Consider the following 25,778-nt stretch of genomic DNA (forward strand, 5'->3'; position numbering starts at 1 on the left):
GCGGCGTTTCTGAAGGCGGCGGTTCAGGCGGCGCGGGGCGCCGCCCGGATCATCGTGCCGATGTCGTGCTGCGCGCGGAAATAGGCGATCGTTCGCCGCAGCCCGTCCTCCAGCCCCACTTCCGGCACCCAGCCGGCCAGTTGGCCGATCCGCGTGATGTCCGGCCGGCGCTGGCGCGGATCATCCTGCGGCAGGGGCTGGGATTCGAGGCGGGATCGCGAGCCCGTCAGGCGGATCACCAGCGCCGCCAGGTCCAGCATGGTGAATTCGCCGGGGTTGCCGATGTTGATGGGCCCCACCGCCGCGGGATCATTGGATTCCATCAGCGCGACCAGCGCCGTCACCATGTCGTCCACAAAGCAGAATGACCGGGTCTGGCTGCCATCGCCGAAGATTGTCAGCGGCGCGCCCGTCAGCGCCTGCATGATGAAGTTGGATACCACGCGCCCGTCATTTGGATGCATGCGCGGGCCATAGGTGTTGAAGATGCGCGCCACGCGGATCGGGACACCGTGCTGGCGATGGTAGTCGAAGAACAGCGTCTCCGCGCATCGCTTGCCTTCGTCGTAGCAGGCGCGGGGGCCGATGGGATTGACGTTGCCCCAATAGCCCTCGGGCTGCGGATGCACCTGCGGATCGCCATAGACCTCGCTGGTCGAGGCCTGGAGGATGCGCACCTTCAGCCGCTTCGCCAGGCCGAGCATGTTGATGGCGCCCAGCACGCTGGTCTTCGTCGTCTGCACCGGGTCCTGCTGGTAGTGGATGGGGGATGCCGGGCAGGCCAGGTTGTAGATCTCATCCACCTCGACCGAGAGGGGGAAGGTCACGTCGTGGCGGATCAACTCGAAATACGGGTTGGCCAGCATCCCGGCCACATTCTCCCGCACCCCCGTGAAGAAGTTGTCCACGCAGATCACGTGGTGCCCGGCCTGGAGCAGGCGCTCGCACAGGTGGGAACCGATGAAGCCGGCCCCGCCTGTGACCAGCACGCGACGGCGGAAATGACGCATGGCCCGCAAATCCCATTCTAGGACGGGCGACCTTCGCAGGAAGTGCTGAAGGGATTCCCAATGCGCACGGCTCAGCCGATGGTCAGGACCGCACCGACGGCGCTGCCCTGCAGCCGGTCCACGCCGATCTGCGTGGCGGCGGGCAGGTTGTCGCCCAGAACGCCATCCACCATCACGCCCTGGCACGGGCCATCGACGATCAGGGCGGGTCCGCTGGCGCGGGCCGCGCCTTCCCGCGTGTCGCGCGCTGTGATGTCGCGCAGCACGGTGCCATGGCAGTCCCGGCCGAGGCGGATGGCCGGGAAGGCCGCCGGCCGGCTGGCGGAACCATCGAGGGCCATGATGCCGCGGAGATGGGTGTTGCGGCAGCCCGGCGCCAGCAGGACCGCTTCCATCGCCATGTCCTGCGCCCGCAGGCCGGAGACGCTGAGCCGGTGGCATCCGTCCTGCGCGGCGACGGCGCGCTGCGTGCCCTGGACCGTCAGGTCGGAGACCGTGCAATCGACCGCCCCGCCGCGGCCATGCCCGACCACGATGGCGGAGGCCATCGGCCGGTTGCGCACGACGCCGGACACGCTGATCCGCCTGGCGCCGAAGCCGAAGGAAAAGGCGGGGCTGCGGGATTCGGTGCCGCCGCCGTCATGGCTGATGTCGAAGCGAAGGTCGCTGCTGCCGTTGACGATGATGGGGCTGTCGCATCGCCCGCCCCGCCACGTCACGTCGCTGACGCTGGGTTCCGAGAAGAAGCCCCGGCCGAAGCTGTTGTCCACACTGGTCTCGCCGATCGCCAGGTTGGTGGCGTGGGTCACGTGGATGCCGATGCCGCCCTGGGCCTTGCCGTTGACGATGTGGACGCCGGTGACGTTGACGTTGCGCGTGCCCTGCTTGATGCGGATGCCCGCGACGCTGTGGGTGGAACCGGCGCAATCGATCAGCCCGTTGGCGATGCTGATGTCGCTGCAATCGCCGCCGCCGATGTCGATCACCTCCCCATTCCGGGCCAGGCTGCACCGCCGGAAGGTGAAGCCGGACAGATGGAAGCTGCGGACGTTGAAGTTCAGGTCGATGGCCTCGTCGTGGAGGTCATATCCCTGGATCCCGGTGGCGACGACATCCTCGATCCGGTCATCCGGGCCCGAACCGGCGCCGATGACCGATGTGCCGCCGCGCGCGACGATATCCATCAGCCGTGCCTGGCGCGCGCGCTGGAACCAGATGCTGCGGCCCTCCCGGATGCGAAGGCCGCGGGCGGAAAAGCCGGCGGCATCGCCCCGGACCCGGACCGGCGAACAGCGCCGCCCCAGCGAAAAGCCGATATCGGCAAGGGCGAAGTCATCCGCCCCATCCACGTCGAAGACACCGAGAGTGACGCCAGCGAAACGCGGCGCCTCGATCAGGCGCGGACCCCGCACCATAACCCCGGGCGCCGCCGCGATGGGCGCCACGACCTGGATCGGCCGCCCCTGCGGCAGGACGACTTCGCCGCCCACGGCGCCGTTGTTGCGGCGGAGATAGTCGATCGCGGCGGCAATGGCCTCGCCGGCCGAGCGCCCCGCTGTCTCGAACTGCGTGAATGCCACGCGTTCGCGCAGTTCATCGCCAATGGGCCGCAGCCGGGCATCATCCCCGGCCGCCTGGCGGAAGGTGGGGATGGTGTTGAGGTACGCCGCGGCCAGGTCGCCATGGGTGGACAGGCGCCAATCCCCGGCCTGCAGGGCGAGCGCGCCCTGACGGGCGGCTGCGGCGCCCTCCTCCGCCGCCAGCGGCGCCGCGGGCAGCAGGCGGGACGGCGCCAGGGATGGCGCAGGAGATGGAGACGGCGTGGCTGTCGCCTCGGCAGCGAGCGCGGAGGTGGCCGGCGCCGCGGCCAGGGGCAGGAGAAAGGTGGCGCGACGAGCGAGGAGATAACGGGACATGGCGGTTAACCCCCGGCGAGAACCATGCAGACACGCGCCTCCGCGCTCCGCCTGCGCCGCGTGTTGCGCAGCGCCGCGGCCGCCGCGGGAGTAGCGGCGAAGGCTTGAACAGCCTGTTCGGATATGCTCACTACCTACAGGCGAATGGAAGCGGGCACAGCTTGTCTCCGCCGCCCTGTGCCGCGGGTTTGGTAGGTTGTGGGGACCGGCCGAAGCCACTTTGCTCGGACGGGGCTGCCGGTCACCTCGCGGTGCCTGACTGTGACGCTACCTGGCTGTGGTATCCTATCAAGGCTTGGTATGCCTGGCTTGCGCCCGGGCACGCAGCGTTCTGGCTCAACTGAGACGAAAGCAGGTTACCAATGAAGCAGGGTATCGATGCTGTCCTGGCGCTCACCGACCGCAAGGAGAGGTTCGCCGCCCTTCTGGCACTGTTGGAACCCGGCGACATCGTTGTCGACTGCGGCGCCAACATCGGTTCCGTCGCCGCCCGCTTCGCAGCCCGCGGCTGCGTCATGCATTGCTTCGAACCGGACCCCCTTGCCTTCGGGATGCTGAAGGATCGGCTGGCCGACAACGCCAGCGTCACGCTCCATAACAAGGCGGTATGGACGGAAGCGGGCACCGCGAAGCTGTTCTTCCACGAGACGCGGGACGAAGCGTCAGTGGAGCGAACCCAGTCATCCTCCCTGCTCGCCGACAAGATCAACGTGGACGGTAGCGGCGGTCATGACGTGGAACTGGTGGATTTCCCCGCCTTCCTTCGGGCACTTCCCGCACCGGCGGCGGTGCTGAAAATCGATATCGAGGGTGCCGAGGGCGAACTGCTGAAGGAGATCCTCGACCAGAACCTCGAAGATCGGTTCAGCGTCTGCCTGGTGGAGACGCATGAGCGGAAGGTGCCGTCTTCCCGCGAACCGATGAAGCATGTTCGCAACGTGATCGCGGAGCGTAAGCTCAACCACATCTTCCTCGATTGGAAGTAGGACGCACCGTCCCGACAGCCTCAGACTCGACACGGTATCGGACATCCCGCGGTGAATGACGAAGTGCGTGCCAGGCTCGCCGGCCTGCTGGGCATCGATCCGCTACATCTGCGCGATCGCCGGAATCCGCGCGACCCTGCGACGCATGGAATCGTGGCGCTTGTCGGCCAGACCCGGATCATCAATCCCTTCGATCCCGGCGCCGATGGCAGTCTGGTGAACCGCGCTGAACTGGGCCGCCTGGTCGCCGCGCATTACGGGCGTGGGCCGAAGGCCTGGGACGCGAGGCTTGCCGATGCGACGAAGCGCTTCTTCACAGGACGCCATGGCCGCTTCTATTCGCCGCTTGACGGTGCCTTGCTTCCGGCGGTCGGCGAGTTGTTCGGCTCTCGCCTTCGATGGCTGCAATGGGTCGTGCTTCAGCATGCGCCTCTGCGCATCCTCATCCTGGAGGCAAACTCCCCCATCTGCATCTGGTACCCGGAGCGGCAGACTCTGCTCGCCTTGCGAGAGAGCACGTCGACCTTTGCCCTTGCCTTTCGCCAGCTTCTCCACCTGGTGCTGGAGCAGCCAGCCGCCTTCCTGGCCTGGCTGGACGCGGCCGGCCGGCCGGCCGCGCGGCGTGCCTTCATTATCGGGGAGGCACGGCCCTCCCACTTCATGGCGCAAACACTGGGCTTTGTGGAACGCCATCTGGAAGACCTCATTCTCCCGTTCCTCAAGGCAGGACATCTCCTGACGGTCCTGAGCGACCGGAGTTTCGTGGATCCGCTGCGCGTCTTCCCGGAACTTCGGAACTACCCGGTCCTCGCCGTGCCGCTGGAGCAAGCGCCCGCCATCCTGTGCAGCCTCGGCCTCCACTGCCGCCTGAACGACAGGCGCATCACCAATACCAGCTTCGGCTGGGTCTCCCGCCTCCGGGCGGCTGACACGGTGCAGGAGGGGCGCCGGGTCCTCGGCGTCCTGGTTTCCGTCGATGCGGAGCGGATGCGCTTCGACAACCAGATCCCGGCCTTCGCGGCCTGTCTGGAACGGCTCGGCCGGGAAGCGGCCAGCCTGGGTGCGTCCCTGACCGTCTACTGGGATGGCTGGACGGTCGCGGCGGGCAATGTGCCGGGCCCCAGGGACCACGCCGTCTGCGGCCGGATCGCCAGCATCGCCTCCGCCATCCGTGAAGCCTGCCCCGCCCGGTTCGAGGAAGTCGTGCTGTACGGGCGGTCCATCGAGGACAAGATCGGCCTGGCCACGGATTGCCGGATCGCACTGGCAACCTACGGCACGGCCACGATCCTGCCGACCTGTGCCCTCGCGGTTCCGACCATCACCTATCACATCGAATCGGTGGTAAACGACGCCGTCATCCGGTCAGCCCGCTACCTCGACCCCGCGCACGCCGTCGCCGTGCCCGCCAGTGCCGTCATGGCCGTGGCGCCGATGGAGGAGCAGCCGCACCGGCAACGCTTCCATGTGGAGATCCCGGCGCTGCTGGCCGTGCTGGAGGAAGTGCTGTCACGCGGCCCCATCCTGCCGCCGGAGCCTGGCTGACAGTCACCGCCCCTTCCCCAGCGAATGACGCACTAGGAAATACTTCTTGCGCTCGACCCCGAAGGCGTCCTAGTTAGGCAGGCCAAGGCCGGAGGTCTGCCCGCATTGCCCTCGCAGGGCATCGCGCTCAGCACCGTGGCTTCGCCCCCTATATCCAGTCAATCCGCCGTCCTTCACGGGCCATCCCGGCCATCATCCGGGCTGGCCCGGTCGTGCATGGGCATCCGCATGCCCAGGTCACCCGGGCGGCATGCCAGGAAAGGTTTCGCATGACTGCCGCCATCCATGCCGTCACCGGCATCAGCAACGCCACCGGCCGTCCCCTTGTCCTCGCCGGCGTCCTCCAGTCCCCCCTGACGCTTCAGCGGGCGCAGGTGGCGACGCTGGCAACCGCGCAAGCCAGCAATGGCACGAACTGGGCGGAGTTCGGGGGGAACCAGGCACGGACGCATGGCAGTGCGTCCCGGCTGCTGGTCGAGGGGCAGCGGTCCAACCTGCTGCGCAATCCGCGCTGCGAGGGTGCCGTCATCGGCACGCCGGGCACGCTGCCGACCTTCTGGTCCTTTGCCGGAACCCTGGGCCTGTCCACGGCCGTCACCGGCACCGGGGTCGAGGATGGGTTGGCCTATGTCGATATCCGGTTCTTTGGCACGCCGACCTCGACCGGCACCGTCCAGGTGAACCATGACGTCGCCTCGCCCGCGAGTGACGGCCAGGTCTGGACCTATTCGCTGTTCAGCCGCGTCTCGGCCGGGAGCCTGGCGAATGTCGGCAACGCCACGCTCGCGGCGACGGCAGGCACCGGGACGACCAATGCCACCTACACCCTGGCCTCGGCCGCACTGGGAACAACGCGGCGGTCCTCCACGGTGACGGCGGCTGGCGGCGCCAGCAGCATCATCGTCCGCTGGCGACTCGCCGTGACATCCGGCCAGCCGGTGGATGTCAGCGTGCGTTTCGCCGGCGTCCAGCTGGAACAAGGCCCCGCGGCATCGACGCCGATCCTGCCGCTTGCGGGTTCCCCGGCCTCCGCGACGCGGGGGACGGACCTTGTCAGCGCGACCCTGTCGGCGCTGGGCATCGCCGGCAATGGGCGTGCGACGCTCGGCTGGTGCGGCGTCATCCCCCATGCCGCCGGCGCCGGCGCATCCCAGACACTGCTGCAGATCGATGGCGGGGACGACAACAACCGCTACACGGTCCTCAACGTGGCCGGCGGTTCCGTCATCCGGCTGCAGCGGGGGCTGGCGGGCGCCACCGCGCAATCCGATGCCGGCAGCATGACCGCCGGGACGTTGTTCCGGCTTGGACTCAGCATCGATGGCGCCGGCAGGGCCGCCTTGTCGCTGAATGGCGGGGCGCCCATTGCGGTCACGGGCGGTGCTGTGTCGGGCCTGGCGGCGCTCCGCCTTGGCACCACCGCGGCGGGGCTGGCGGCGATGTTCGGTGAGACGCGCCATCTCCAACTGCTGCCGTTCAGCATCCCGGATGCCCGCCTCGGCGCCTTCACGGCAGCCCTCCCGGGATGACCCAGCAGGGGCGGCAAGGGCTTCCGGCTTTCGCGTGGCCGTGCATTCCCATACTATGGAATGCGAAACGCTTGCCGGCTTGGAGATTTCAACGGGCATGACCGACGTCGCAGCCTCGGAAAACGTGAATGCCCGGGACGGAAAGTCCGGCAGGCAGGGCGAGGTGCGGCATGAGCAACTGGTCCGGCAGCTTGATGCGCTGATCAAGGCGGGACGGACGGAGGACGTCCTGCCGCTGGTCGCGGCCCTGCCTGACGACGCGGTCCCGCGGCCCGTTCTTCTGCGCAAGGTCGTTGCCCTGCTGATGCTGGGTCGGCTGGCAGAGGCCGTGCCAAGCCGGGCCGCGTTGATCGACGGCGTGACGGAGACCGAGGCGCATCGCCTGGTGATCGAGTTGTGGAGGGTGGCGCGCCGTTGCGCGGCCATGGGCAAGGGGCCAGAGGCGACTTTCGCCGCCGACGCCGCGGCGACGCTGCTCGGGCGCTTCGATCTCCTGCCCACCGTGCCCGATCGGCAGCTTCTTGAGGGCCTCCAGGCCGACGCGATCAATGGCGGCGGTGAATTCGCCATCGCGATCCTGGGACACCTGCTGCATCGAGGGATCGAGCGGTCCTTCTTCATCAAGTTCCTCGCCGGCCTCGGTGGATCGCGGCCGCATCTCGGCGGCAAGCGGCCTCTCGATGTCCTGGCGGCACGCGCCAGGGCGGTGGCGGAACAGCCGGACGCGGCCCCGCTCCTGCGGGAAGGCGCCGCTCTGATGCTCTATGCCGCGCAGGATTTCGCCCGCGCGGTCACGGTCGCCGAGGGCGCGCCGGCCGGCAGCCTGGCAGCATTGGTGGCTGCGGATGCCGGCAAGCGCGTGAAGGTCAGCGACCAGATGCGCCGTCGCGCCGTGGCGCCGGCGAAGAAGGTGGCACGCGCGGCAAAGGATCATCCCCCGTTCATCGTCGTCCATCGCGGCGGGCAGGACTACGTCGCGCTCTGCGCGGCGTCCCTCGCCCTGCAGAACGGCGCCAACAACGTGGTCCTGCTGGGCGACGATACGACTGCGACGATCGGGATCGGCCGCTACGCCGCGATCAGCGACTATTTCGAGTCCGCCGCCGCCTTCGCGCCCAGCTACGTGCACCACTCCGTCAGCGAACCCATCTATGGGCTGTTCAGCTTCCAACGCTGGCTCGTCGTCGAGGAGTTCTGCCGGAAGAACCGCATCGACCAATGCGTCGTGATCGACAGCGACGCCCTCGCCTTCTCCTCGGCCAGCGAGATCATTGCCGCCATGCCGCCGGGCTACGGCATGAATGACTGGACCTGGACGACGACGGTGCGAGACCGGATGGCACTCGCCGGCCTGGCCGATTGCATGCGGAGCGTCTACGCGCGGCCCCGGGACGAAATCGTCCCCTTCGTGAACAGCCTGGGGCGCATGGTGACAGGCCGGGAGGCGCGCAGCTTCCAGGACATGCACATGTTCTACCACTACCGGGACACCACCAAAGGCGTGGTGGTCAGCCAGTATGCCCAGCCCTTCCATGGCGGTCTCGACCAGGCTTCGACACTGGATAACGGCCTTGAGGTCGGCGCACCCGGCGAACTGGCGCCGATCGTGCTCGGACGGGCCCTGAAGCGGCCCTACCTTCAGGATGGCCGCCTGCATTTCCGGGAGGAAGGCGGCGCGCAGCGCTTCATCCGCTTCCATACGGTCCACTGCCAGGGCCCCGCGAAGGCCGTCCTCCATCACTACGCGGCGCTGATGCTGCCAGGCGCCGAAGACACCCTGGCGGCCTGGGCGTCCCATCCCGCGCCAACGCTGAAGGCATCCACGATGCCGGTTAACGCACAAGCGCCCCAGGACGCATCATCTCAGCCCGCGAATCCGACGTTGAAGCACGTCCCCAACCTGCGCTTGCCGGAACATGCGGCGTTGAAGGAGCGGCTGCGGGGCTTCGTCAACGCTCTCGCCCCCCTCGGCCTGCAGGTCTCGCTCCGGCTTGCGGACGGGCCGGTTCTGACGGCCGGCGGCCAGCTTCGCCTGGAATTGGAAATCCACAATCCCGGCGCGCGCGGCTATCCGGATGCCTTCGAAGGCTATGCCGCATTACTGGCCGGCTTTGTCATCACGGCGGAGACCGCCGACGGCATCCGGAAGGTCGCTGAACCCCGCTGGGCGGTTCCGGAAGGCGGCTTCCCGGCGGGCGCGACCGTGACGCTCGCGGGAACACTCCCGACCGCCAAGCTCGCGCCCGGACGCTACAAGGTCTCCGCCGATCTGGTCTTCGAATATACTCGCTGGTTCGAGCGGAATGTCGACCAGCGCCCAACCCTGACATTCGAGGTTGTGGCGACTGCATCGGCGGATAGCGCAGACCCCGCGGTCTCAACGCATCACCCCCGCCATGAAGCGCCGCTCGACCGTGGTTTCAACTCGAGCACTGAGACGCAAGGCATGTCCCGCGTCGAGGTCGGCCGCCGATAACGGACAGACACCGTGCGATCCCAAATGCACGAGCATTCAGTCGTCCTACCCCACTTGATCATGGGGAAAGCGCCGATCGGCAGCGGAGCCAGCACGGACCCCATGACGCCGCTCGGTGCCGGAGCGGACGGTACACCAGGCATACTGGTGCCGAGCCCTCCCCCAATGACGCGATGGGCAACCAGCATCAGCCAGAATGTCGGCCGCTGTCGCACGGCCTTGTTCGTTCCGCTGCACGAGAAGCAGAAGAAAAACGGAGGCGACTTTGGTATCCCGCCGCGTTTCCACACTGCAACTCCGCCTCCTGGCCTCCACCACCCTGCAGACGCAGCGCCTTCTCAAGGATGTCGTTCAAGCATGACGCGTTGCTACCGTGAGCATGGTTGTGAAACCGCGGGATGGCTGCTTTCCGGTCGGTGGCCGTGAAGGAGATCTTCGAAAGCCCGGATGTCCGGGTGGTCCGCCATCCCGGTGACGGGCGGCATGCCTGCGTCGTCACCTTCTCCTCGCTCAACGTGCATAACAATGGCTTCGGCGATGCCTTCTTCGCCAAGCATGGCGTGCCCGCCATCCACCTCATCGCCCGCTGGAACCACTGGTGGCAGCCCCCTTCCGTGCGGGCGGCGATCGCGGCGGTCGATGAAGTGCTGGAATACTCGGGCCGCCCCCCGGTGATGACCTATGGCTCCAGCATGGGGGGCTTCGGCGCGGCGCTCTATGCCAGGGATCTCGGTGCCCGGAACGTGCTGATGCTGGCGCCGCAATGGAGCGCCAACCCCGCGACGCCACCGCATGAGAAGCGCTGGGCGACCGAAGCCAAGCGCATCGACTTCGTCCATGACGACCTGGCGAGCCGCCTTTCCCCCGATGCGCAGAAGTACCTGGTCTTCGATCCAGCCAGCCTTGATGCACCCCACGCCGCCATGTTCGCCATGGCGCCGCGGACAACGCTGTTGCCCTGTGTCGATGGCGGGCACGTCATCGCGCATACGCTCCAGCAGGCCGGACTCCTCACCGACCTGGTCTTCAGCGCCATGGCAGGCAGCCTCGACGTTCCAGGCTGGCGCGCCCTGTGGCGCGACAAGCGCCGCAAGGCGGGCCGGTTCTGGTATGAACTCGGCCTCCGCGCCGCGCGTCATCGTCGCCCGGCTCTCTCGCTCCACTGCCTGGACACTGCCACCTCGCTGCGTCCGCAGGAGGTCGTCTTCCAGCTGGACTACGCCTATGCGCTGCTGAAGCGGAAGCAGGTCGACCGTTCGGTGGAGGTCTTCACCGCCGCCACAAACCTCTCCCCGGACCATCCGGCGCCCTGGCGCGGGCTCAGCATCGCCCGCCGCGTGCAGCGCCAGCACCGCTTCGCCGTGGAGGCTGCGGAACGTGGCCTGGCCCTTCGCCCGACGAGCGGGGATCTGCGGCGCGTGCTGACCCAGGCCCTGATCGAGGCCGGAGAAAACGGCCGGGCGCTCGATGCCATCCTTCCCGCGGTCCAGGCGGAACCTGCCAACGCCGATAATCGCCGGCTGTTCGATCGTGCCCGAGCGGCGCTCGAGGCGGCCATGGTGCGCGTCACGTCATGACGTCCGGCGCGGCCCCGCCACCGGCGACGGCGGCATCCGCGACCGAGGAAGCGGCGATGGATCAGGGACCGGCCCAGGCCAGCGCTGCCCCGCTTCGACTTGAAGAGGGCATGATTCGTGGCGGCTGGGCGCTGATCCGCGTCTCCGGCGCCCCTCCGGCGCCGGAACAGCTTCGCCTTGCCGCCCGCGGGCCGGCGGGTGGGTTGCTCGCCGTGGCGTCGCTGGAACCCTCGGACGACCGGCAAGGCTCGTTCGTGGCCCGCCTGGACCTCCGCGCCCTCCCCCAGGCCGTCATGGGCATCACGCTGGAGGATGCGGCAGGATCGCCTGTCACCGCGCAGGTGATGCCGGCCTATGAGTTGGCGACGCTCTGCTGCCCGGACCTGGCCGCGTTCGCAGCCGCACGCCTGGCGCGGAAAAAGCGGCTGAGGCCCCGGGACGGGGAAACGCAGCGCTTCCAGGCCTTGCAGATGCTCCGGCAACTGCCCTGGTCCGTCGGGTCCCGGCTGACCGAGGCCGCCATGACCATGGCGGCAACCCAGGCCTATCGCGCCTGCGAGGCAGAGGAAGCCGTGACCGCCGCGGATGCCCAACGCCGCGTCGAGGAGGTCCTGTCCGTGATCGAGGGCCTGCCGCGCAGCGGCTGGAACGATGCCATGCGCATCTCCCTGCTGACCGCGCGCTGGCATGTCGCGGCCGTCGCCGGGGACCGCGCAGCCTTCACGGCTTCACTGTCCGCGATCCTGGGCCAGCGGCACGATTTCCGCGACAATCAGGAAGCGCTGCTGGTCTACTACAACGCCGTGCGTTCGCTGTGCGTCCTGGCGGGCGTCCACCTGCTGTCGGGTCGGGTGGCGGAGGCACAGGACGCCCTGGCGGCCATCATCCCCGCCATGCAGGGCGCCGGCGCGCGCGTCGATCTGCGCCACGCCGTCGCCAAGGAGATGGGGTCCACCTTCAGGCTTCTGGGGCCCGTGCAATTCCTGATGGAAGCACTGCAGGCCAAGCCCGGCCTCGATGCCGCCGCCGTCGTGGCACGCCCGGTCAGGGGGCTGGACATGACGGTCGGCGATGTCGCGAGGGTATCACTGATCCAGCGCGGCATCCGCACCGCGAATGCCGCCCGCCTGGCAGGGATCATCACCGCATGGGCCGCCGACCCGGCTGGGTGAAAGAGACACGCGTCCAGGCGGGGCCTGCGCCAGACGGTCAGACCAGGGCGTATCCGGCAGCCATCTTCACCCGCGCAATCTGCTCGAGCAGCACGAACTGCTCCTCCCAGTCGATATCCATCGCCACTTCCTCCGCGATCGGCATGAAGTAGGGCCGATGCCCGATGCGGTCGCCGCATTCGCGCATCACCGCGAAGGGCATGACATAGGCTGCGTGGTTGATCTCGAAGATCGGCTTGATGTCCTGGCTGCGGGGCCACTTGATGGGGGTCTGGCTGTAGTTGATCGGCCCCTTATCGTCCCACAGGAATTTGTGGATCTTGTTGACCGTGATCAGGCTGTCGTGGCCCTCGGCCACCGCGCGATCATAGGCATCGATGATGGCGTCATACTCCTTCGCCCTGACGAAGGGCGAAGTGACATGGCTCCACACCATCACGCCATCCTCGACCAGCTTCGCGATGTAGAGGATGAAGTCGTCCATCGCCGTGCTGCCGCGCCCAAGCTCATCGGGCCGCTCCAGCGGCTTCACGCGGCCATCATGCTGGCGGCGGAAGGCGTCGCAATAGTCCAGTATCCGCTGGTCGTTGGAGGAGACGATGATCTCCTCCAGGCGGCGGACGCCGCACATCTGCCGCAGCTTGAGTTCGATCAGGCCATTCTCGAAGCCGGCGAAGGGCCGGACATTCTTGTTGATGACCCGCTCGCTGCCCGCGCGGCAGGGCAGGAAACCGATATAGGGTGTCATTCCTGGATGCTCCGGTGGCCCCGCGGCGTCAGCTCGCCTTGCGGAAATACTTGTGGTGCTCGCTGGCGTTCACCTGCTTCTCCTCCCGGCCGACGATCAGTTCGGCCTCCCGGATCGCATCGACGTATTCCTTGAACTTCGGCGTGGTGAGGTCCACCGCGACCGCATCGAAATGCGCCCATTCGGTGTTGCCGAACTTCACATGCTTCTCGACCATCCGCGCGCCCGCTGCGACCGCCATGACGGATGCCTTCCATCCGAAATCATGGCTGGAATAGGCAGGGACGATCCGCGCGTCGGAGTGCGACAGGCGGTGGTAGTGCCGCACGACGCCGACATTGCAGTCGCTCAGCGGCGTCGGATAGGCCGAGTTCGCCTGCATGAGGTAGAGCCGGTCGCACTGCGTGAAGGTGTCGAGCACCCAGCGCTCATAGGCCTGGTCCGTCATGCCGGTCGAAAGCACCACGCCATGCCGGTAATTCGCCGCCACATAGTCCAGGTAGTCCGTGTGTTCCGAGATGGTGGAAGGCAGCTTCACCACGGTCGGCGAGAATTGCAGCATGAACTCGAAGGATGGCTGATCGAGGATCGAGGTGAACCACCCGATGCCGAGTTCCTTGCACAGCCCATCGACGAAGCCGAAATCGTCGCAGGACAGTTCCAGCGCGCGCCGGTAATCCCCGAAGGTCGGCCCGAAGGGAGAGCGATAGGGAGAGGCGAGTTGCTCCGCCGAATAGAAGCTCTCCACGTCCCGCTTCTGCAGCTTGACGAAGTCCGCCCCCGCCGCGGCAGAGGATCGGATCATGCGTTCCAGCCGCCGGCGGTCGCCGAAATGGTTGGTGGTGAGTTCGGCAATGACGCTGACGCGGTGGTGCGGGCGTTCCGGCCCGGCGCCGGCACCCAGGACCGCCCGTGTCAGTTCCTCCGGCGACAGCACGCTGAAGGCGCGACTGCCGACATGCTTCACCGTCAGTTCGGAATTCTGGAGGAAGTAGAGCGTGTTGAGGAAATAGAACTCCTGCAGGGAGATGCGTGCCTCGCGCTCATCCGTCGCGTGCGGGGCGAAGTCCCTGTCGATCCGGCTGCTGTAGCCCTCGGCGGGCGCGAAATCGAAGCCGACCATGTACACGGTCTGCGGCCGGCCACGCTGGCGCGCAACGCTGCGGGCAAGCTTCAGCGCGGAGAGGAAGAGGATGTCCTCCACCGCGAATTCATCCGACATGAAGCGCTGCATGACCAGGTCGGACGATTCCTGGGTCAGGCGGTAATGCGGCACGCGCAGCGTCTTGCGGCCAGGCGGGTCGAAATCGGTCGAGGTGAGGTAGAGGCGGGACCGGTAGCCGGCGGCGGCGATGCCCTGCTTCACCCAATCCGCATGGAAGATGCTGATATCGACCGGCGCGATGCGTTCCGCGTCGTTCAGCCCGATCGTCAGCGAGGATGCGAAGACCTCCGGCCGCACCAGGTCGGCCGAGGGTCCCTTACCCAGGATGAAGATCGTATCGGTGCTGTACGTCGACGCGATATCGGCGATGAGGCTCGAGAAACTGTCCATCGAAGCGGTTCCCATCGACAAGAATGTCACAGCCCTGCTCCAGCGCCAGCATCAGTCCCGGCAGCAGGTCCCAGGCATAGGCGCCCTTGGGATTGCTGAACCGGCTGAAGGCGCCGCGGGCGACGTTGTACAAATTGTAGACGGCGCAGCCGAAGATGCGCGACTCCCGAACCTCGGCGATGCGGGCACCGATCTCCTCGTTGTAGGAGGATGAGAACCCGTTGATGCGGGACCGCTCGTGCACGATGCGGTCGCCCGACATCAGCTGGTCCCCCAGCTCCGGCAGCATGAGCAGGCTGCCGAGGTGCAGCCCATCCCGCCACAGGCCGAGCGACACGCCCCATTCGCGAAGGCCCGAACAGAAATTCTCGGTTCCATCAATCGGATCAAGCAGCGCGAGGTTACGTCCGGCAAGCGACTGCCCTACCTCGAAGCTTTCCTCACCGACGAAGGAGAGATCGGGCAGCCGTGCCGAGAGATGGTCCCTGACCAGCTGCTCGACGAAGACGTCGGCAGTGGTCACCGGGCTGCCATCCGGCTTCCAGGTGATGTCGCGGCGCCCGGCCAGGATTGTCGGCAGATTGGCGGTCACCAGGTCTGCGACGGACTGGAGCAGCGCGCGCGTTTCAGTCGTCGTCGTCAGAGCAGACATCCGATTCTTCCATGCGTCACGCGCCAGGATCGGCCATCCCGGCAGTGCGGGACAGCGAGGCGCATCGCAACGGGGCTGCGCCTGGCAAGCCTATCGCACTGCGTGAGTTGATGCCAGACCAGTTCTCGTTTCGGACCTGACCACGCCCCGACGACACCGCCCCCCGCGCCAGCGCCACCCTGCCACCCGCGCCCAACCGCCAGGCCACCAGAGCCAGGGGCCGGTTCAGGCCTTGGCGGGGCGCTTGATGAAGATGGTGTCGTGGCTCGTGTGGCTGATCAATTCGTAGCCGCGGGCGAGCAGGTATTGCGTGACCGGATCCTCGATGATGCGCGACACCGGCATCAGCATCTCCAGGATGACCATCGATGGCTGGTGGCGACCGAAGTCCATGGACTTCAACACCTCAAGCTCCATGCTCTCGACATCGATGCTGAGCAGGTCGATCCGGCTGCGACCCGGCGCCGCCTCGTCAAGGACATTCGACAGCCGGCGGATTGGTACCGTCCGTTCCCCGCGGAAGAGATGCGCGCGCGCCGGCTGCGTCGCCCAGGTTTCCCGGCGCTTCGGGTTGAAGGTGTTGTGCTTCGGATCCTTGAACATATAGAGCGTGGCTTCGGCCTCGATCTCGCCGATGCCGCAGTTCACGAAGGTGTCCTCGGGACGTGCGGCCTTGAAGCCCTTCTCCATCGCGCTGTTGGCGTCGATGCAGACGCCGCGCCAGCCACGTTCATAGAAATAATAGGTGTTGGAGGCCTGGATCGGCCATGCACAGCCGACATCCACGAAGAAGCCGGGCTCGCCCTCAGGGTACAACTTGTATCGACCGAAGAAGTAGTCGCACAGGATATCCTGGCCGGTCTGCGCGTGACTGACCCGCTGGAGCGGCGATGCGGATGGTGGGTTGCTCACAGTAGATACGGCCATTGCGATACAGCTCCACGGACGGTTACCGATACGCAGCGAGCGTTAACGAGTCAATCGAGACTCAACCACGGAGAGAAGCCGGCTCCCGCAATCAGGCCTTGTTGTCGCCACGGGCACCCACACCGAAGGCGAACAGCCGGTCCAGGACGATGCGTCCATAGGCGGCGTTCATGTGGGCGACATCGGGCGCGGCGACTCGCCCGGCCGCTGCACGAACCGGCTTGCCGGATCGGAATCGTTCCTTCGTGGTGGCAGGGCTATCGAGCGTCTCGGCCGGTTGGCCGATCAGCGAGAAATCGGTGTGTGTGAGGCGGCGCATGGCGCGCTCCATGCTTGCTGCCAGCGCGGCCTCATCGCCATCGCGGCGAAGCCCCTCGAAACGCGCGCCGAAACGGGCATCGCGCAGCACCGATGCTGCATACATCGGCGCGGCCATCACGGCGATCGGCGCCTTCGTTTCCGTCCGGAGCCTGGCCGCCAGCCACCAGGGGGCGCGGGCCGCGACGATGCCAGCGACCGCTGCCTCGAAGCAGGCGTCGGAGACAAGCTGGTGGCCCTCCCCCCTCGCCGCGTGCGCTTCACCCCGACAGGCCGCGTAGACATTGAGCGCTGCCCTGAAGCTGGCCACGCCGATGACGGCGAAAGCATCGAAATCAGCCAGCGTCACGTGATCGGTTTCGCCCAACTCCGCCTGGCGGGCCTGCGCCGCCACGCTGGCCGGCCGAAGGCGGCCATCCGCGAACACAACATCGCCGATATCGCGCCCCCCCGGCAGGAAGGATACACGCAGGCCGGCAGGCCTTTCTCCGGCAGGCATGGCCTGCCAGGCGGAACGAAGCGCAACGATATGCGATGCGCCCAGGATACAGAGCCTCATCGGACTATCGTGCCCCCGATGATTGCGGTCCGAATGCGTCCAGCAGCATCTCCTCGCATACCACGCGTTCTTCCGCCTCCTGCTCGTCCATGACCGCCGCCGCAGCGGTGGACGGTGGTTGCTCGTCCGGGGCGACCTCCCCGCCATGGGCGGCGCTGAAATGGCGCATCACGCATGCCACGCCCTCCGCCGTCACCTCGCGCAGGTTGGGCGCATAGAAGCGCCCTCGCGTCGGGTGGCCGGCAATGAGCTCGTAGGAGGGAAAATAGTCGAAGGCTGGGCTGTCCTGCAGGATCCGGCCCGCCACGGCGCGCAGCGTGGATTTCGCGTACATGGTCGCGAGCAGCACATGGCTGTCCATCGCCGTCGCCGTCAAAGGAACGGGCGAGACGGTCAACAGGACGCGCAGCCGCGGGTTGACCTTCTTCATGAGCTTGCGGAAGGCGATGAGGTCCGCCCGCACGTCCATGAAGTCGAACACCTGCAGCGCGATATCGTCCGGGGTTTCGCTATCCGCGACCGTGCCCGGAGCGGTCGGATAGACGGTGCCGGTCGGCTGATGCACCCAGGCCTCGACCAGGCCCATCGTGAAGACCAGCAATTCCGCTTCGCGAAGCACCTGGGCGACGCGCGCCAGATGCTGCGCCCGGTGCTCACGCACCGCGGCTGCACTCGAAAGCCCATCCGGCTCGACGGTCGGGCGCAGCGCGTCGAAATACCGGTCACCGCGCCGCCACACGGCATCGCCCGGGGTGAAAAGGTCGAAGGCTTCGCGGGCCAGCTGCAACAATTGGCGGACAGTGTAGATGTTGCCATACCGGGCCGAATACAGATTGAAGCCATACGCCTTAGCTTCCTCATCGCCGAGCCCCGGCGGCGGCGGCTCGGCGTCCATGACGGCGTAGCCGCGGCTGCGCAGGTGGCGCCCGACATGCTGCGCAAAGCAGCTGCCAGCAGTTGCAATGCGCATCTGCGGGGTGATCGGGAAGCGGGGCCGCACCAGCCCGGGGAAGTCGCCTGTGGCCGCGCCGGCCACGCCCGAGCGCCAGAAATTTGTCGGCGGCAGCGATGAATAGGGTGATGCCATCTTTGATCCGATGCGAGGCTGCCAGTCACTCCACCATAGGCGAGAGGCGAATCTGGACTCAAGACAAGCTCTTCTTCACCGGATCGGCGTCTCGCCCACTGGCCGTGCACCCGCAAAGGATGGCAAAATGGCGCCGGGCGTGGATGGGTGGCCGAGTGGTTTAAGGCAGCGGTCTTGAAAACCGCCGTGGGCGCAAGTCCACCGTGGGTTCGAATCCCACCCCATCCGCCAGCGCCCATCAGGGCCAGGCCTCCCCCGCCACCACCACGCGTGCTGGCTCGCCGTCACGATTGACGCAGGAAGCTCCGGCACGCGCCCAGCGTGTGTCCGCTCATCACAGACAACTCGGGATAGACGGTTCCCCCGGGACTCCCTAGAATAGCCGCATGGTTGAGAGCCCAGAGCCCAGTCGGCGGCGGCTGTTCCGATCCGCCGCCGTCGCCGTCGCCGTCATTGCGCTGGTCATCCTGGCGCTCGGGATGACCGACGTCGTGCGCGCGGCGTTCGAGGCTCCGCCGGCCGTGAAGCCCTACGACCCGATGCCGCACTGGTAGGCCGACAAGCTCGGCGCCCGGCACGGGGCCTGTGGCGTCCCGGCCCCGCAATACGGCACGCTCGGCCAGGCCCTGCTGGATACCCTGGCCCGGGGCCTCGGCCCGCATTTCATCCCGAAGCTCCGGGACGCCTCGGCCGCCACCTGCGGGCTGCTGGCGCCGCACCATGATCGAGGCCACCGAAACACCGCGCGCCGCGGCCTGAACCCGGCTGCACCGCCAGCGCGGGCGGTGCTATCGTGGCGCCGTGAACATCCTCTCCCCGCCCCGCGCCAGGCTCCAGATCGATGTCGTGTTCGATCTGGTCTGCCCCTGGTGCTTCCTCGGCACGCGCCGGCTGCGCCGCACCCTCCGTGCCCGCCCCGACATCGCCGCCGACATCACCTGGCGCCCCTTCCTGCTCAATCCGGACATCGCGCCGGGCGGCGTGCCGCGGCAGGACTACATCGTGCGCAAGTTCGGCGGCGAGGATCGCGCCCGCCGCCTGCACGCCACCATCGCGGAGCTCGGCCGCGGGGAAGGCCTGATCTTCAACTTCGACCTGATCCGCCGCATCCCCCCCTCGCTCGATGCCCATCGCCTGGTGCGCCTGGCGGACCAGCACGGCGTCGCCGCCGATGCGGTGGATGCGCTGTTCCAGGCCTATTTCTGCGAGGGGCAGGATATCGGCGACCTCGCCGTCCTCGCTTCCATCGGCGCGACGCTCGGCATGGATGAGGGTGCGACGCGCCGCCTGCTCTCCGGCCCGGCGGAGGTGGAGGCGGTGCACGCCGACAACCTCCGCGCCCATCGCCTGGGCATCAATGGCGTGCCCTGCTTCGTCGTCCAGGGCCGCCACGCCATCGCCGGCGCGCAGGAGCCGGAAGTGATCGAGCGCCTGCTGGACGTGGCCGTGGTGGAAGGCTGACCCCGACCGCCCTCAGCGCTTCCAGCGGTAGACTTCTTCAGCGCTTCCAGCGCCCGGGGAACGGAATCGGCCGCGTCGCAGCACCCTTCGGCGCCGGGGGCACCACCGGCGACCTGAACACGTTCTTCTTGGCGGGCATCGGCCCCTTCACCGGCGGCGGGCCTGCCGGCTTCGGCGGCGGCGGCGCCGCCTTCGGCACCCTGCCCTGCGCCACCTCGACCAGCGCCGACAGCAATTCGCGGGCGGAGCGGATGCGCGCCTCGTAGGGCATCTCCTGGGCCAGCGCGATCTTCTGGTCCGGCCGCAGCTTCACCGCGCCGTGCTGTCCCGCCACCCATTCGATCAGCCCGGGCGGGTTGGCGAAGCGGTTGCCGCGGAAGGCCAGCACGATGCCCTTCGGCCCGACATCCAGCTTCTCCACCCCCACCTGGCGGCACAGCGCCTTCAGCCAGACCACCTGCAGCAGCGTCTCCGCCTCCGCCGGCAGCGGCCCGAAGCGGTCGGTGAGTTCGGCGGCCATGGCCTCGATCTCGGCCTCGGTCTGCAACGACCCGATGCGGCGATAGAGGCCGAGGCGCACGGGCAGGTCCCGCACATAGGCTTCCGGCAGCATGACCGGAAGGCCGAGGTTGATCTGCGGCGTCCAGTCGCGGCTGTCCTGGTCGTCGCGCGCCTTGCCCGCGCCCGCCTTCATGTCCTGCACCGCCTCTTCCAGCATCTGCTGGTAGAGTTCGATCCCCACTTCGCGGATCTGGCCGGACTGCTCGTCGCCCAGCAGATTGCCGGCGCCGCGGATGTCGAGGTCGTGCGACGCCAGGGTGAAGCCGGCGCCGAGGTTGTCGAGCGTCTGCATCACCTCCAGCCGCTTCTCCGCCGCCGCCGAAAGCCGGTGCGTCTGCGGCCAGGTCAGGTAGGCATAGCCGCGCTGCTTGCCGCGGCCGACGCGGCCCCGCAGCTGGTACAGCTGCGCCAGGCCGAACATGTCCGCGCGATGAATGATCAGCGTGTTGACCGCGGGCATGTCGAGCCCGCTTTCGACGATGTTGGTGGACAGCAGGATATCGTATTTCTGGTCGCCGAACTCCGTCATCACCCGTTCGAGTTCGGTCGGCGCCAGCCGCCCATGGGCTTCGGCGATGCGGGCATCGGGGATGATCTCGGACAGGCGCGTCCGCAGCTTCGGCAGGTCCTCCAGCCGCGGGCAGACGCAGAAGATCTGGCCGCCGCGGAATCGCTCCCGCAGGATCGCTTCCCGCAGCACCACGCCATCCCAGGGCATGATGAAGGTCCGCACCGCCAGCCGATCGACCGGCGGCGTCGCGATCACGCTCATCTCCCGCACCCCCGTCAGCGCCAGCTGCAGCGTGCGCGGGATGGGGGTGGCGGTCAGCGTCAGCACATGGACATCGGCCTTGAACTGCTTCAGGCGTTCCTTGTGGGCGACGCCGAAATGCTGTTCCTCATCGACGATGACCATGCCGAGGTCAGCGAATTCGATCCCCTTCGCCAGCAGCGCATGGGTGCCGACGACGATGTTGATGGTGCCGTCCTTCACCCCTTCGCGCACCAGCGCGGCTTCCTTCGCCGTCACCATGCGGGACAGCTGCGCGACCTTGATCGGCAGCCCCTCGAACCGCGTGGAGAAGACGCGGAAATGCTGGCGGGACAGCAGCGTCGTCGGCACCACCACCGCCACCTGCGTGCCGGACATCGCGACGCAGAAGGCGGCGCGGAGTGCGACCTCCGTCTTGCCGAAGCCGACATCGCCGCAGATCAGGCGATCCATCGGGCGGCCCGCGGCCAGGTCTTCCAGCACATCGGCGATGGCGCGCTGCTGGTCCTCCGTCTCCGCGAAGGGGAAGCGGGCGCAGAATTCGTCCCAGGCGCCTTCGGGCGGGATGGCGGCCGGCGCATCGCGGGTCTGGCGTTCCGCGGCCACGCGGATCAGCGCCGCCGCCATGTCCGCGATGCGGTTCTTGGCCTTGGCCTTGCGCGCCTGCCAGGTGGACCCGCCCAGCTTGTCCAGCGCGACGCCCGCGGCATCCGAGCCGAAGCGGGACAGCACCTCGATATTCTCGACCGGCAGGAACAGCTTGTCCCCGCCATCATAGATCAGCCGCAGGCATTCATGCGGCGCGGCGCCGACATCGATGGTCTCCAGCCCGTCATAGCGGCCGATGCCATGGTCCTGGTGCACCACCAAGTCGCCCTGGGCGATTTCGGTCGCATCGGCGATGAACTGGTCGGCGCGGCGGCGGCGGCGGGGCGGCCTGGCGATACGCTCCCCCAGCAGATCCTGTTCGCCCACCAGCGCGATTCCGGGCTGCGCGCCCTCCGCCGGTGCGACGAAGCCGCGTTCCACGCCCAGGATCGCCAGGCCCACCACCCCCCGGGGCAGCTTCTGGACGCCGGCGAAATCCTCCACCGTCTCGCAGGCGACGCCGTTCTCCCGCAGCAGATTGCCGAGGCGCTCCCGCGATCCGCGCGTCCAGGCCGCCAGCACGGCGCGCTGGCCGCGCTTTTCCAGCGCCGCCGCGTGTTCCCCATAGGCGGTGAAGACGTTGCGGCCTTCGGCCCTCACATCGCTGAACAGCCGCCCGGCCCGCCCGCCGGCATCGATACCGGGCGCGTGTTCCGGCTGGTCGAAGGGCACGAAGCGGAAGACGCGGCTGTCCTCCAGCATGTGGATCCAGGCGTCGTGGTCCAGGTACAGGCGATCGGGCGGCGCGGGTCGGTAGGGCACCTCCCCTTCCCGCACCGGCATGCGCCGCGCCTCGTAATGGTCGATGACCATCTCCAGCCGCGCCGCCAGCGCATCCTCGGCCTGGTTGTCGAGGGAGACCGAAGCCCCCTCCCCCAGATGGTCGACGAGCGTCTCCATCTCCTCATGGAACAGCCCGGCCCAATGCTCCATGCCCGGATGCCGGCGCCCGGCGGAGACGCTGACGTAAAGCGGGTCCTCCGCCGCCGCCGCGCCGAACAGTTCACGGTAGGCCGTGCGGAAGCGGCTGATGGAGGGTGCGTCGAGGAACATCTCCCCCACCGGCCGCAAGGTCAGGCCATCCAGCCTGTCACCGCTGCGCTGGGTGCCGGTGTCGAAGCGGCGGATATCCTCGATCTCGTCGCCGAAGAGGTCCACGCGCACGGGATCGGATTCGCCGGCCGGGAACAGGTCCACGATGCCGCCGCGGATGGCGTATTCGCCGTGTTCCATGACGGTGCCGGTGCGGTGGTAGCCATTGGCTTCCAGGAATTCCGCCAGCTTCTGCGGGTCCGCCCGGCCGCGCCGCTTCAGGCTGAGCGTCGCCCCCGTGAAGGCCGCCCGTGGCGGCACCTTCTGCACCAGGGCGTTGACCGTGGTCAGCAGGATGCGCGGCGCGGAACCGGGCTCCGCCAGGCGCGTCAGCGTCGCGATGCGTTCGGAAACGATCTCGGGATTGGGGGAGACACGGTCATAGGGCAGGCAATCCCAGGCGGGAAAGCGGAGCACTTCGGTATGCGGGGTGAAGAAGGCCAGGGCCTCCGCCATCCGGGCCATGCGCGCATCGTCGCGGCAGACATGCAGGATGGGCCCCTTCGATTCCGCCCGGCGCCGCGCCAGCAGCAGCGCGTCATAGCCTTCCGGCGCGCCATGGACCGTGATGAAGGTCATGCCTTGTCCAGCCCGAGTCCCGCCCTGATTTCCGGCGTGGTGCCCGCCCCCTTGCCCGCGCATTCCGCCGCCATCCGGTCCAGCATCGGGCTCGCGACCTCCGCCGGGATCGGCCTGCGCCCGGACAGCCAATCCTGGAGATCGACGTCCAGCAGTTCCAGCACCTGTTCCAGATCGTCCAGTTCCGCGTCCGTGAAGGTCGCGATATGGCGGGCGACGAAGGCGCCGACCATCAGGTCGGTCTCCTTCGTGCCGCGGTGCCAGGCGCGGAACTGCAGGCGGCGGCGCCGGGGGGAAAGCTCTGGGTGGGAGGATTCTGGGTCTGACATCGTCATCATGCTCGGTGCTGGCATATAGAGGCGCATGGGAATCCTGTCAGCCCGAAGCGCCGTGAACTCGTGACAACGCCCGAGCCATCCCCCGCGCTCCCCGCCCATGCCGATCTACTGGCGCCCCTCCTGGCCCCCTTGCGGGAATTGCCGGGGGTGGGGGAGACGCTGGCGCGCCTGCTGGCGGAGGCCACGGGCGGCGACCGGGTGCTCGACCTGCTGCTGCACCTGCCCGAGCGCGTCATCATCCGCCGCCGAGTCCCCTCGCCCTCCGAGGCCCCGCCGGACCAGGATTGCATCCTGGAGGCGGAAATCGTCTCCCTCCGTGCCGCCCGCTCCGGCCGCACCGGCAGGCCCTATGTCGAGGTGAAGGCGACCGCCGGCGGCAAGCCGCTGACGCTGCGCTTCATGAATGGCCGCCTTCCCTGGATCCAGAAGCTGCTGCCGGAGGGCAGCTTCCGCTTCCTGTCGGGCCGCGTGATGACCGAATCCGGCGGCGGCTTTGCCCTGATGAACCCCCTGGTGGCGGAGCGCGAGGACCAGCTTCCCCTCATCGAGCCGGTCTGGCCGATGGTGCGGGATCTGACGCCGAAGCGCATCGCCATGGCCATGGGTGCGGCGCTCGGCCGCCTGGCGCCGCTGCCGGAATGGGCGGATGGGGCGCTGCTGAAGCGGGAAGGCTGGCCCGCTTTCGACGCCGCCATCCGCAGCCTCCAGCGCCCGACCGCCCTGCCGACGCTCGAGGCCCGTCGCCGCCTGGCCTATGACGAATTGCTGGCCGGCCAGGTCGCCATCGCGCTTGTCCGCCGCCGCCAGCGCGGCCGGCCGGGGCGCCCCATGCCGGGCACGGGCGAATTGCAGGCCAAGGCCCTGGCCGCCTTCGGGCATGAACCCACGCCGGGGCAGCAGGCGGCGCTGGCCGATATCGCGGCGGACATGGCGGCGCCGCGCCGGATGCTGCGCCTGGTGCAGGGCGATGTCGGGTCGGGCAAGACGCTGGTCGCGGTGCTGGCCATGCTCCAGGCCGTGGAGTCGGGCGCCCAGGCCGCGCTGATGGCGCCGACCGAATTGCTGGCGCGGCAGCACCTGCGGACACTGGCGAAACTGTGCCTGCCCGCCGGTGTGCGCGTGGAATTGCTGACCGGCAGCGTGAAGGGGGCCGAACGCAAGCGCGTGCTGCGCGGGCTGCTCGACGGATCGGTGCAGATCGTCGTCGGCACCCATGCGCTGTTCCAGGATGCGGTGGCGTTCCGGGACCTCGGCCTGTCCGTCGTCGATGAACAGCACCGCTTCGGCGTCGGCCAGCGCCTGATGCTCGCCAACAAGGGCCGGGACGCGGACATGCTGGTGATGACCGCCACACCCATCCCCCGCACCCTGCTGCTGACCCAATGGGGCGAGATGGCCGTCAGCCGCCTGGAAGGCAAACCTGCGGGACGCCAGCCCATCGCGACGCGCATCGCCAGCCAGGACCGCCTGCCGGAGATCGTGGACCGGCTGCGGGAAGCCATCACCCGCGGCGAGCGCGCCTATTGGGTCGTCCGCGCCATCACGGGCGGGGAGCGCGATGACAGCGTGGCGGCGGAGGATCGCTTCGTCGAACTCCAGGGCCATTTCCCCGGCCTGGTCGGCATGGCGCATGGCATGCAGGAACTGGCGGTGCGGGAGAAGTCGCTGGCCGATTTCGCCGCCGGCACCACCCGCCTGCTGGTCGCCACCACCGTCATCGAGGTCGGTGTCGACGTGCCCGAGGCCACCATCATGCTGATCGAACAGGCCGAACGCTTCGGCCTGGCCGCCCTGCATCAGTTGCGCGGCCGCGTCGGGCGGGGGTCCAAGCCATCCTCCTGCCTCCTCGTCCACTCCGTCGGGTTGGGGGAGGCGGAAAAGCGTCGGCTATTGGTGCTGCGGGACACGGAGGACGGCTTCCGCATCGCGGAGGAAGACCTGCTGACCCGCGGCGGCGGCGATGCGCTGGGCGCCCGCCAATCCGGCCTGCCCGGCGCCCGCCTGCTGGACCCGCGGGAGGACGCCGAGGAATGCGCCCGCCTGACCCACATCGCCAACCGCGATGCGACGGTCCTGCTGGACCGCGACCCGGCGCTGCAGGGCGAGCGCGGCCAGGCGGCGCTGGCCCTGCTGGCCCTGTTCGACCATGACCCGACGCTGGCGCGGCTGGATGCGGGTTAAGATGCGCCGTTGGAACGGAAAGTGATCGGAAGGCTCGTCCCCCACCCCGGGGGGCTTGCATCGCACCCCCCGCGTCCTTAATCGCTGCG

Annotated in this window: 19 protein-coding genes and 1 tRNA gene; 10 read left to right on the forward strand and 10 right to left on the reverse strand. The window is 68.2% G+C overall.

Features of this window, described 5'->3' with window-relative positions; all coding sequences use genetic code 11:
- Positions 1-23: 23 nt before the first annotated feature.
- Entirely contained in the window at positions 24-1,010 is a 987-nt protein-coding gene (locus ACTIE5_RS03755) for a UDP-glucuronic acid decarboxylase family protein (protein WP_092960381.1), read from the reverse strand.
- Positions 1,011-1,081: 71 nt separating this feature from the next.
- Positions 1,082-2,926 carry a hypothetical protein gene (locus ACTIE5_RS03760; protein ID WP_439548351.1) on the reverse strand — a complete coding sequence of 615 codons (1,845 nt, stop codon included), beginning with the start codon at positions 2,924-2,926 and terminating at the stop codon, positions 1,082-1,084.
- Between the two features lie 362 nt (positions 2,927-3,288).
- Between ACTIE5_RS03760 and ACTIE5_RS03765 the strand changes: the two genes are divergently transcribed.
- From ACTIE5_RS03765 to ACTIE5_RS03790, 6 genes are all read left to right on the forward strand, one after another.
- Positions 3,289-3,912 (forward strand): FkbM family methyltransferase, encoded by a 624-nt coding sequence (locus tag ACTIE5_RS03765; RefSeq protein ID WP_439548352.1) that lies wholly within the window; start codon positions 3,289-3,291, stop codon positions 3,910-3,912.
- Between the two features lie 51 nt (positions 3,913-3,963).
- Positions 3,964-5,457 carry a hypothetical protein gene (locus tag ACTIE5_RS03770; protein ID WP_439548353.1) on the forward strand — a complete coding sequence of 498 codons (1,494 nt, stop codon included), beginning with the start codon at positions 3,964-3,966 and terminating at the stop codon, positions 5,455-5,457.
- Between the two features lie 269 nt (positions 5,458-5,726).
- On the forward strand, positions 5,727-6,986 hold the full coding sequence (locus ACTIE5_RS03775; RefSeq protein WP_439548354.1) for a phage head spike fiber domain-containing protein: 1,260 nt from the start codon (positions 5,727-5,729) through the stop codon (positions 6,984-6,986).
- A gap of 97 nt (positions 6,987-7,083) precedes the next feature.
- On the forward strand, positions 7,084-9,462 hold the full coding sequence (locus tag ACTIE5_RS03780) for a hypothetical protein (RefSeq protein WP_439548355.1): 2,379 nt from the start codon (positions 7,084-7,086) through the stop codon (positions 9,460-9,462).
- A 398-nt stretch (positions 9,463-9,860) separates the two neighbouring features.
- Positions 9,861-11,039: a hypothetical protein gene (locus ACTIE5_RS03785; RefSeq protein ID WP_439548356.1), complete on the forward strand. Its 1,179-nt coding sequence runs from the start codon at positions 9,861-9,863 to the stop codon at positions 11,037-11,039.
- 110 nt (positions 11,040-11,149) lie between these two features.
- Positions 11,150-12,211: a hypothetical protein gene (locus tag ACTIE5_RS03790; RefSeq protein WP_439548357.1), complete on the forward strand. Its 1,062-nt coding sequence runs from the start codon at positions 11,150-11,152 to the stop codon at positions 12,209-12,211.
- Positions 12,212-12,248: 37 nt separating this feature from the next.
- On the opposite strand, the gene ACTIE5_RS03795 is transcribed toward ACTIE5_RS03790, so the two are convergent.
- From ACTIE5_RS03795 to ACTIE5_RS03820, 6 genes are all read right to left on the reverse strand, one after another.
- The gene (locus ACTIE5_RS03795) at positions 12,249-12,959 is read right to left on the reverse strand and encodes an acylneuraminate cytidylyltransferase family protein (protein WP_439548358.1); all 711 of its coding nucleotides are present in this window, start codon (positions 12,957-12,959) and stop codon (positions 12,249-12,251) included.
- A gap of 28 nt (positions 12,960-12,987) precedes the next feature.
- Positions 12,988-14,514 (reverse strand): N-acetylneuraminate synthase family protein, encoded by a 1,527-nt coding sequence (locus ACTIE5_RS03800; RefSeq protein WP_439548359.1) that lies wholly within the window; start codon positions 14,512-14,514, stop codon positions 12,988-12,990.
- Positions 14,441-15,166 (reverse strand): inositol monophosphatase family protein, encoded by a 726-nt coding sequence (locus ACTIE5_RS03805; RefSeq protein WP_439548360.1) that lies wholly within the window; start codon positions 15,164-15,166, stop codon positions 14,441-14,443. Before ACTIE5_RS03805 ends, ACTIE5_RS03800 begins: the two co-directional genes overlap by 74 nt.
- A gap of 225 nt (positions 15,167-15,391) precedes the next feature.
- Complete coding sequence (locus ACTIE5_RS03810; protein WP_439548361.1) at positions 15,392-16,093, reverse strand: FkbM family methyltransferase; 702 nt, start codon at positions 16,091-16,093, stop codon at positions 15,392-15,394.
- A 91-nt stretch (positions 16,094-16,184) separates the two neighbouring features.
- The gene (locus ACTIE5_RS03815; RefSeq protein WP_439548362.1) at positions 16,185-16,805 is read right to left on the reverse strand and encodes a hypothetical protein; all 621 of its coding nucleotides are present in this window, start codon (positions 16,803-16,805) and stop codon (positions 16,185-16,187) included.
- 169 nt (positions 16,806-16,974) lie between these two features.
- Positions 16,975-18,057 (reverse strand): GSCFA domain-containing protein, encoded by a 1,083-nt coding sequence (locus ACTIE5_RS03820; protein WP_439548363.1) that lies wholly within the window; start codon positions 18,055-18,057, stop codon positions 16,975-16,977.
- A 141-nt stretch (positions 18,058-18,198) separates the two neighbouring features.
- Between ACTIE5_RS03820 and ACTIE5_RS03825 the strand changes: the two genes are divergently transcribed.
- The 3 genes from ACTIE5_RS03825 (at position 18,199) to ACTIE5_RS03835 (ending at position 19,518) form a co-directional block, all read left to right on the forward strand.
- A tRNA-Ser gene (locus ACTIE5_RS03825) sits at positions 18,199-18,288 on the forward strand.
- Positions 18,289-18,443: 155 nt separating this feature from the next.
- On the forward strand, positions 18,444-18,611 hold the full coding sequence (locus ACTIE5_RS03830) for a hypothetical protein (RefSeq protein ID WP_439548364.1): 168 nt from the start codon (positions 18,444-18,446) through the stop codon (positions 18,609-18,611).
- A gap of 247 nt (positions 18,612-18,858) precedes the next feature.
- Entirely contained in the window at positions 18,859-19,518 is a 660-nt protein-coding gene (locus ACTIE5_RS03835; protein WP_439548365.1) for a DsbA family oxidoreductase, read from the forward strand.
- Positions 19,519-19,555: 37 nt separating this feature from the next.
- Here the strand turns inward: ACTIE5_RS03835 and mfd are convergent, their stop codons facing one another.
- Positions 19,556-23,170 (reverse strand): transcription-repair coupling factor, encoded by a 3,615-nt coding sequence (gene mfd / locus ACTIE5_RS03840; protein WP_439548366.1) that lies wholly within the window; start codon positions 23,168-23,170, stop codon positions 19,556-19,558.
- On the reverse strand, positions 23,167-23,499 hold the full coding sequence (locus tag ACTIE5_RS03845; RefSeq protein WP_439548367.1) for a succinate dehydrogenase assembly factor 2: 333 nt from the start codon (positions 23,497-23,499) through the stop codon (positions 23,167-23,169). The genes mfd and ACTIE5_RS03845 overlap by 4 nt, the downstream gene beginning before the upstream one ends.
- Before the next feature lie 69 nt (positions 23,500-23,568).
- Here ACTIE5_RS03845 and recG point away from each other — a divergent pair, with 69 nt between their 5' ends.
- On the forward strand, positions 23,569-25,689 hold the full coding sequence (gene recG, locus ACTIE5_RS03850) for an ATP-dependent DNA helicase RecG (protein ID WP_439548368.1): 2,121 nt from the start codon (positions 23,569-23,571) through the stop codon (positions 25,687-25,689).
- The last annotated feature ends 89 nt before the right edge of the window (positions 25,690-25,778 follow it).

The sequence above is a fragment of the Falsiroseomonas sp. genome, assembly GCF_051859025.1.
Lineage (GTDB): Bacteria > Pseudomonadota > Alphaproteobacteria > Acetobacterales > Acetobacteraceae > Falsiroseomonas.

Bases quoted from the DNA above. Each gene is read 5' to 3' on its own strand.
- ACTIE5_RS03755 (WP_092960381.1), bottom strand. From the start codon at position 1,010: ATGCGTCATTTCCGCCGTCGCGTGCTGGTCACAGGCGGGGCCGGCTTC.
- ACTIE5_RS03760 (WP_439548351.1), bottom strand. From the start codon at position 2,926: ATGTCCCGTTATCTCCTCGCTCGTCGCGCCACCTTTCTCCTGCCCCTG.
- ACTIE5_RS03765 (WP_439548352.1), top strand. From the start codon at position 3,289: ATGAAGCAGGGTATCGATGCTGTCCTGGCGCTCACCGACCGCAAGGAG.
- ACTIE5_RS03775 (WP_439548354.1), top strand. From the start codon at position 5,727: ATGACTGCCGCCATCCATGCCGTCACCGGCATCAGCAACGCCACCGGC.
- ACTIE5_RS03780 (WP_439548355.1), top strand. From the start codon at position 7,084: ATGACCGACGTCGCAGCCTCGGAAAACGTGAATGCCCGGGACGGAAAG.
- ACTIE5_RS03785 (WP_439548356.1), top strand. From the start codon at position 9,861: ATGGCTGCTTTCCGGTCGGTGGCCGTGAAGGAGATCTTCGAAAGCCCG.
- ACTIE5_RS03790 (WP_439548357.1), top strand. From the start codon at position 11,150: ATGATTCGTGGCGGCTGGGCGCTGATCCGCGTCTCCGGCGCCCCTCCG.
- ACTIE5_RS03795 (WP_439548358.1), bottom strand. From the start codon at position 12,959: ATGACACCCTATATCGGTTTCCTGCCCTGCCGCGCGGGCAGCGAGCGG.
- ACTIE5_RS03800 (WP_439548359.1), bottom strand. From the start codon at position 14,514: ATGGACAGTTTCTCGAGCCTCATCGCCGATATCGCGTCGACGTACAGC.
- ACTIE5_RS03805 (WP_439548360.1), bottom strand. From the start codon at position 15,166: ATGTCTGCTCTGACGACGACGACTGAAACGCGCGCGCTGCTCCAGTCC.
- ACTIE5_RS03810 (WP_439548361.1), bottom strand. From the start codon at position 16,093: ATGGCCGTATCTACTGTGAGCAACCCACCATCCGCATCGCCGCTCCAG.
- ACTIE5_RS03820 (WP_439548363.1), bottom strand. From the start codon at position 18,057: ATGGCATCACCCTATTCATCGCTGCCGCCGACAAATTTCTGGCGCTCG.
- ACTIE5_RS03830 (WP_439548364.1), top strand. From the start codon at position 18,444: ATGGTTGAGAGCCCAGAGCCCAGTCGGCGGCGGCTGTTCCGATCCGCC.
- mfd (WP_439548366.1), bottom strand. From the start codon at position 23,170: ATGACCTTCATCACGGTCCATGGCGCGCCGGAAGGCTATGACGCGCTG.
- ACTIE5_RS03845 (WP_439548367.1), bottom strand. From the start codon at position 23,499: ATGTCAGACCCAGAATCCTCCCACCCAGAGCTTTCCCCCCGGCGCCGC.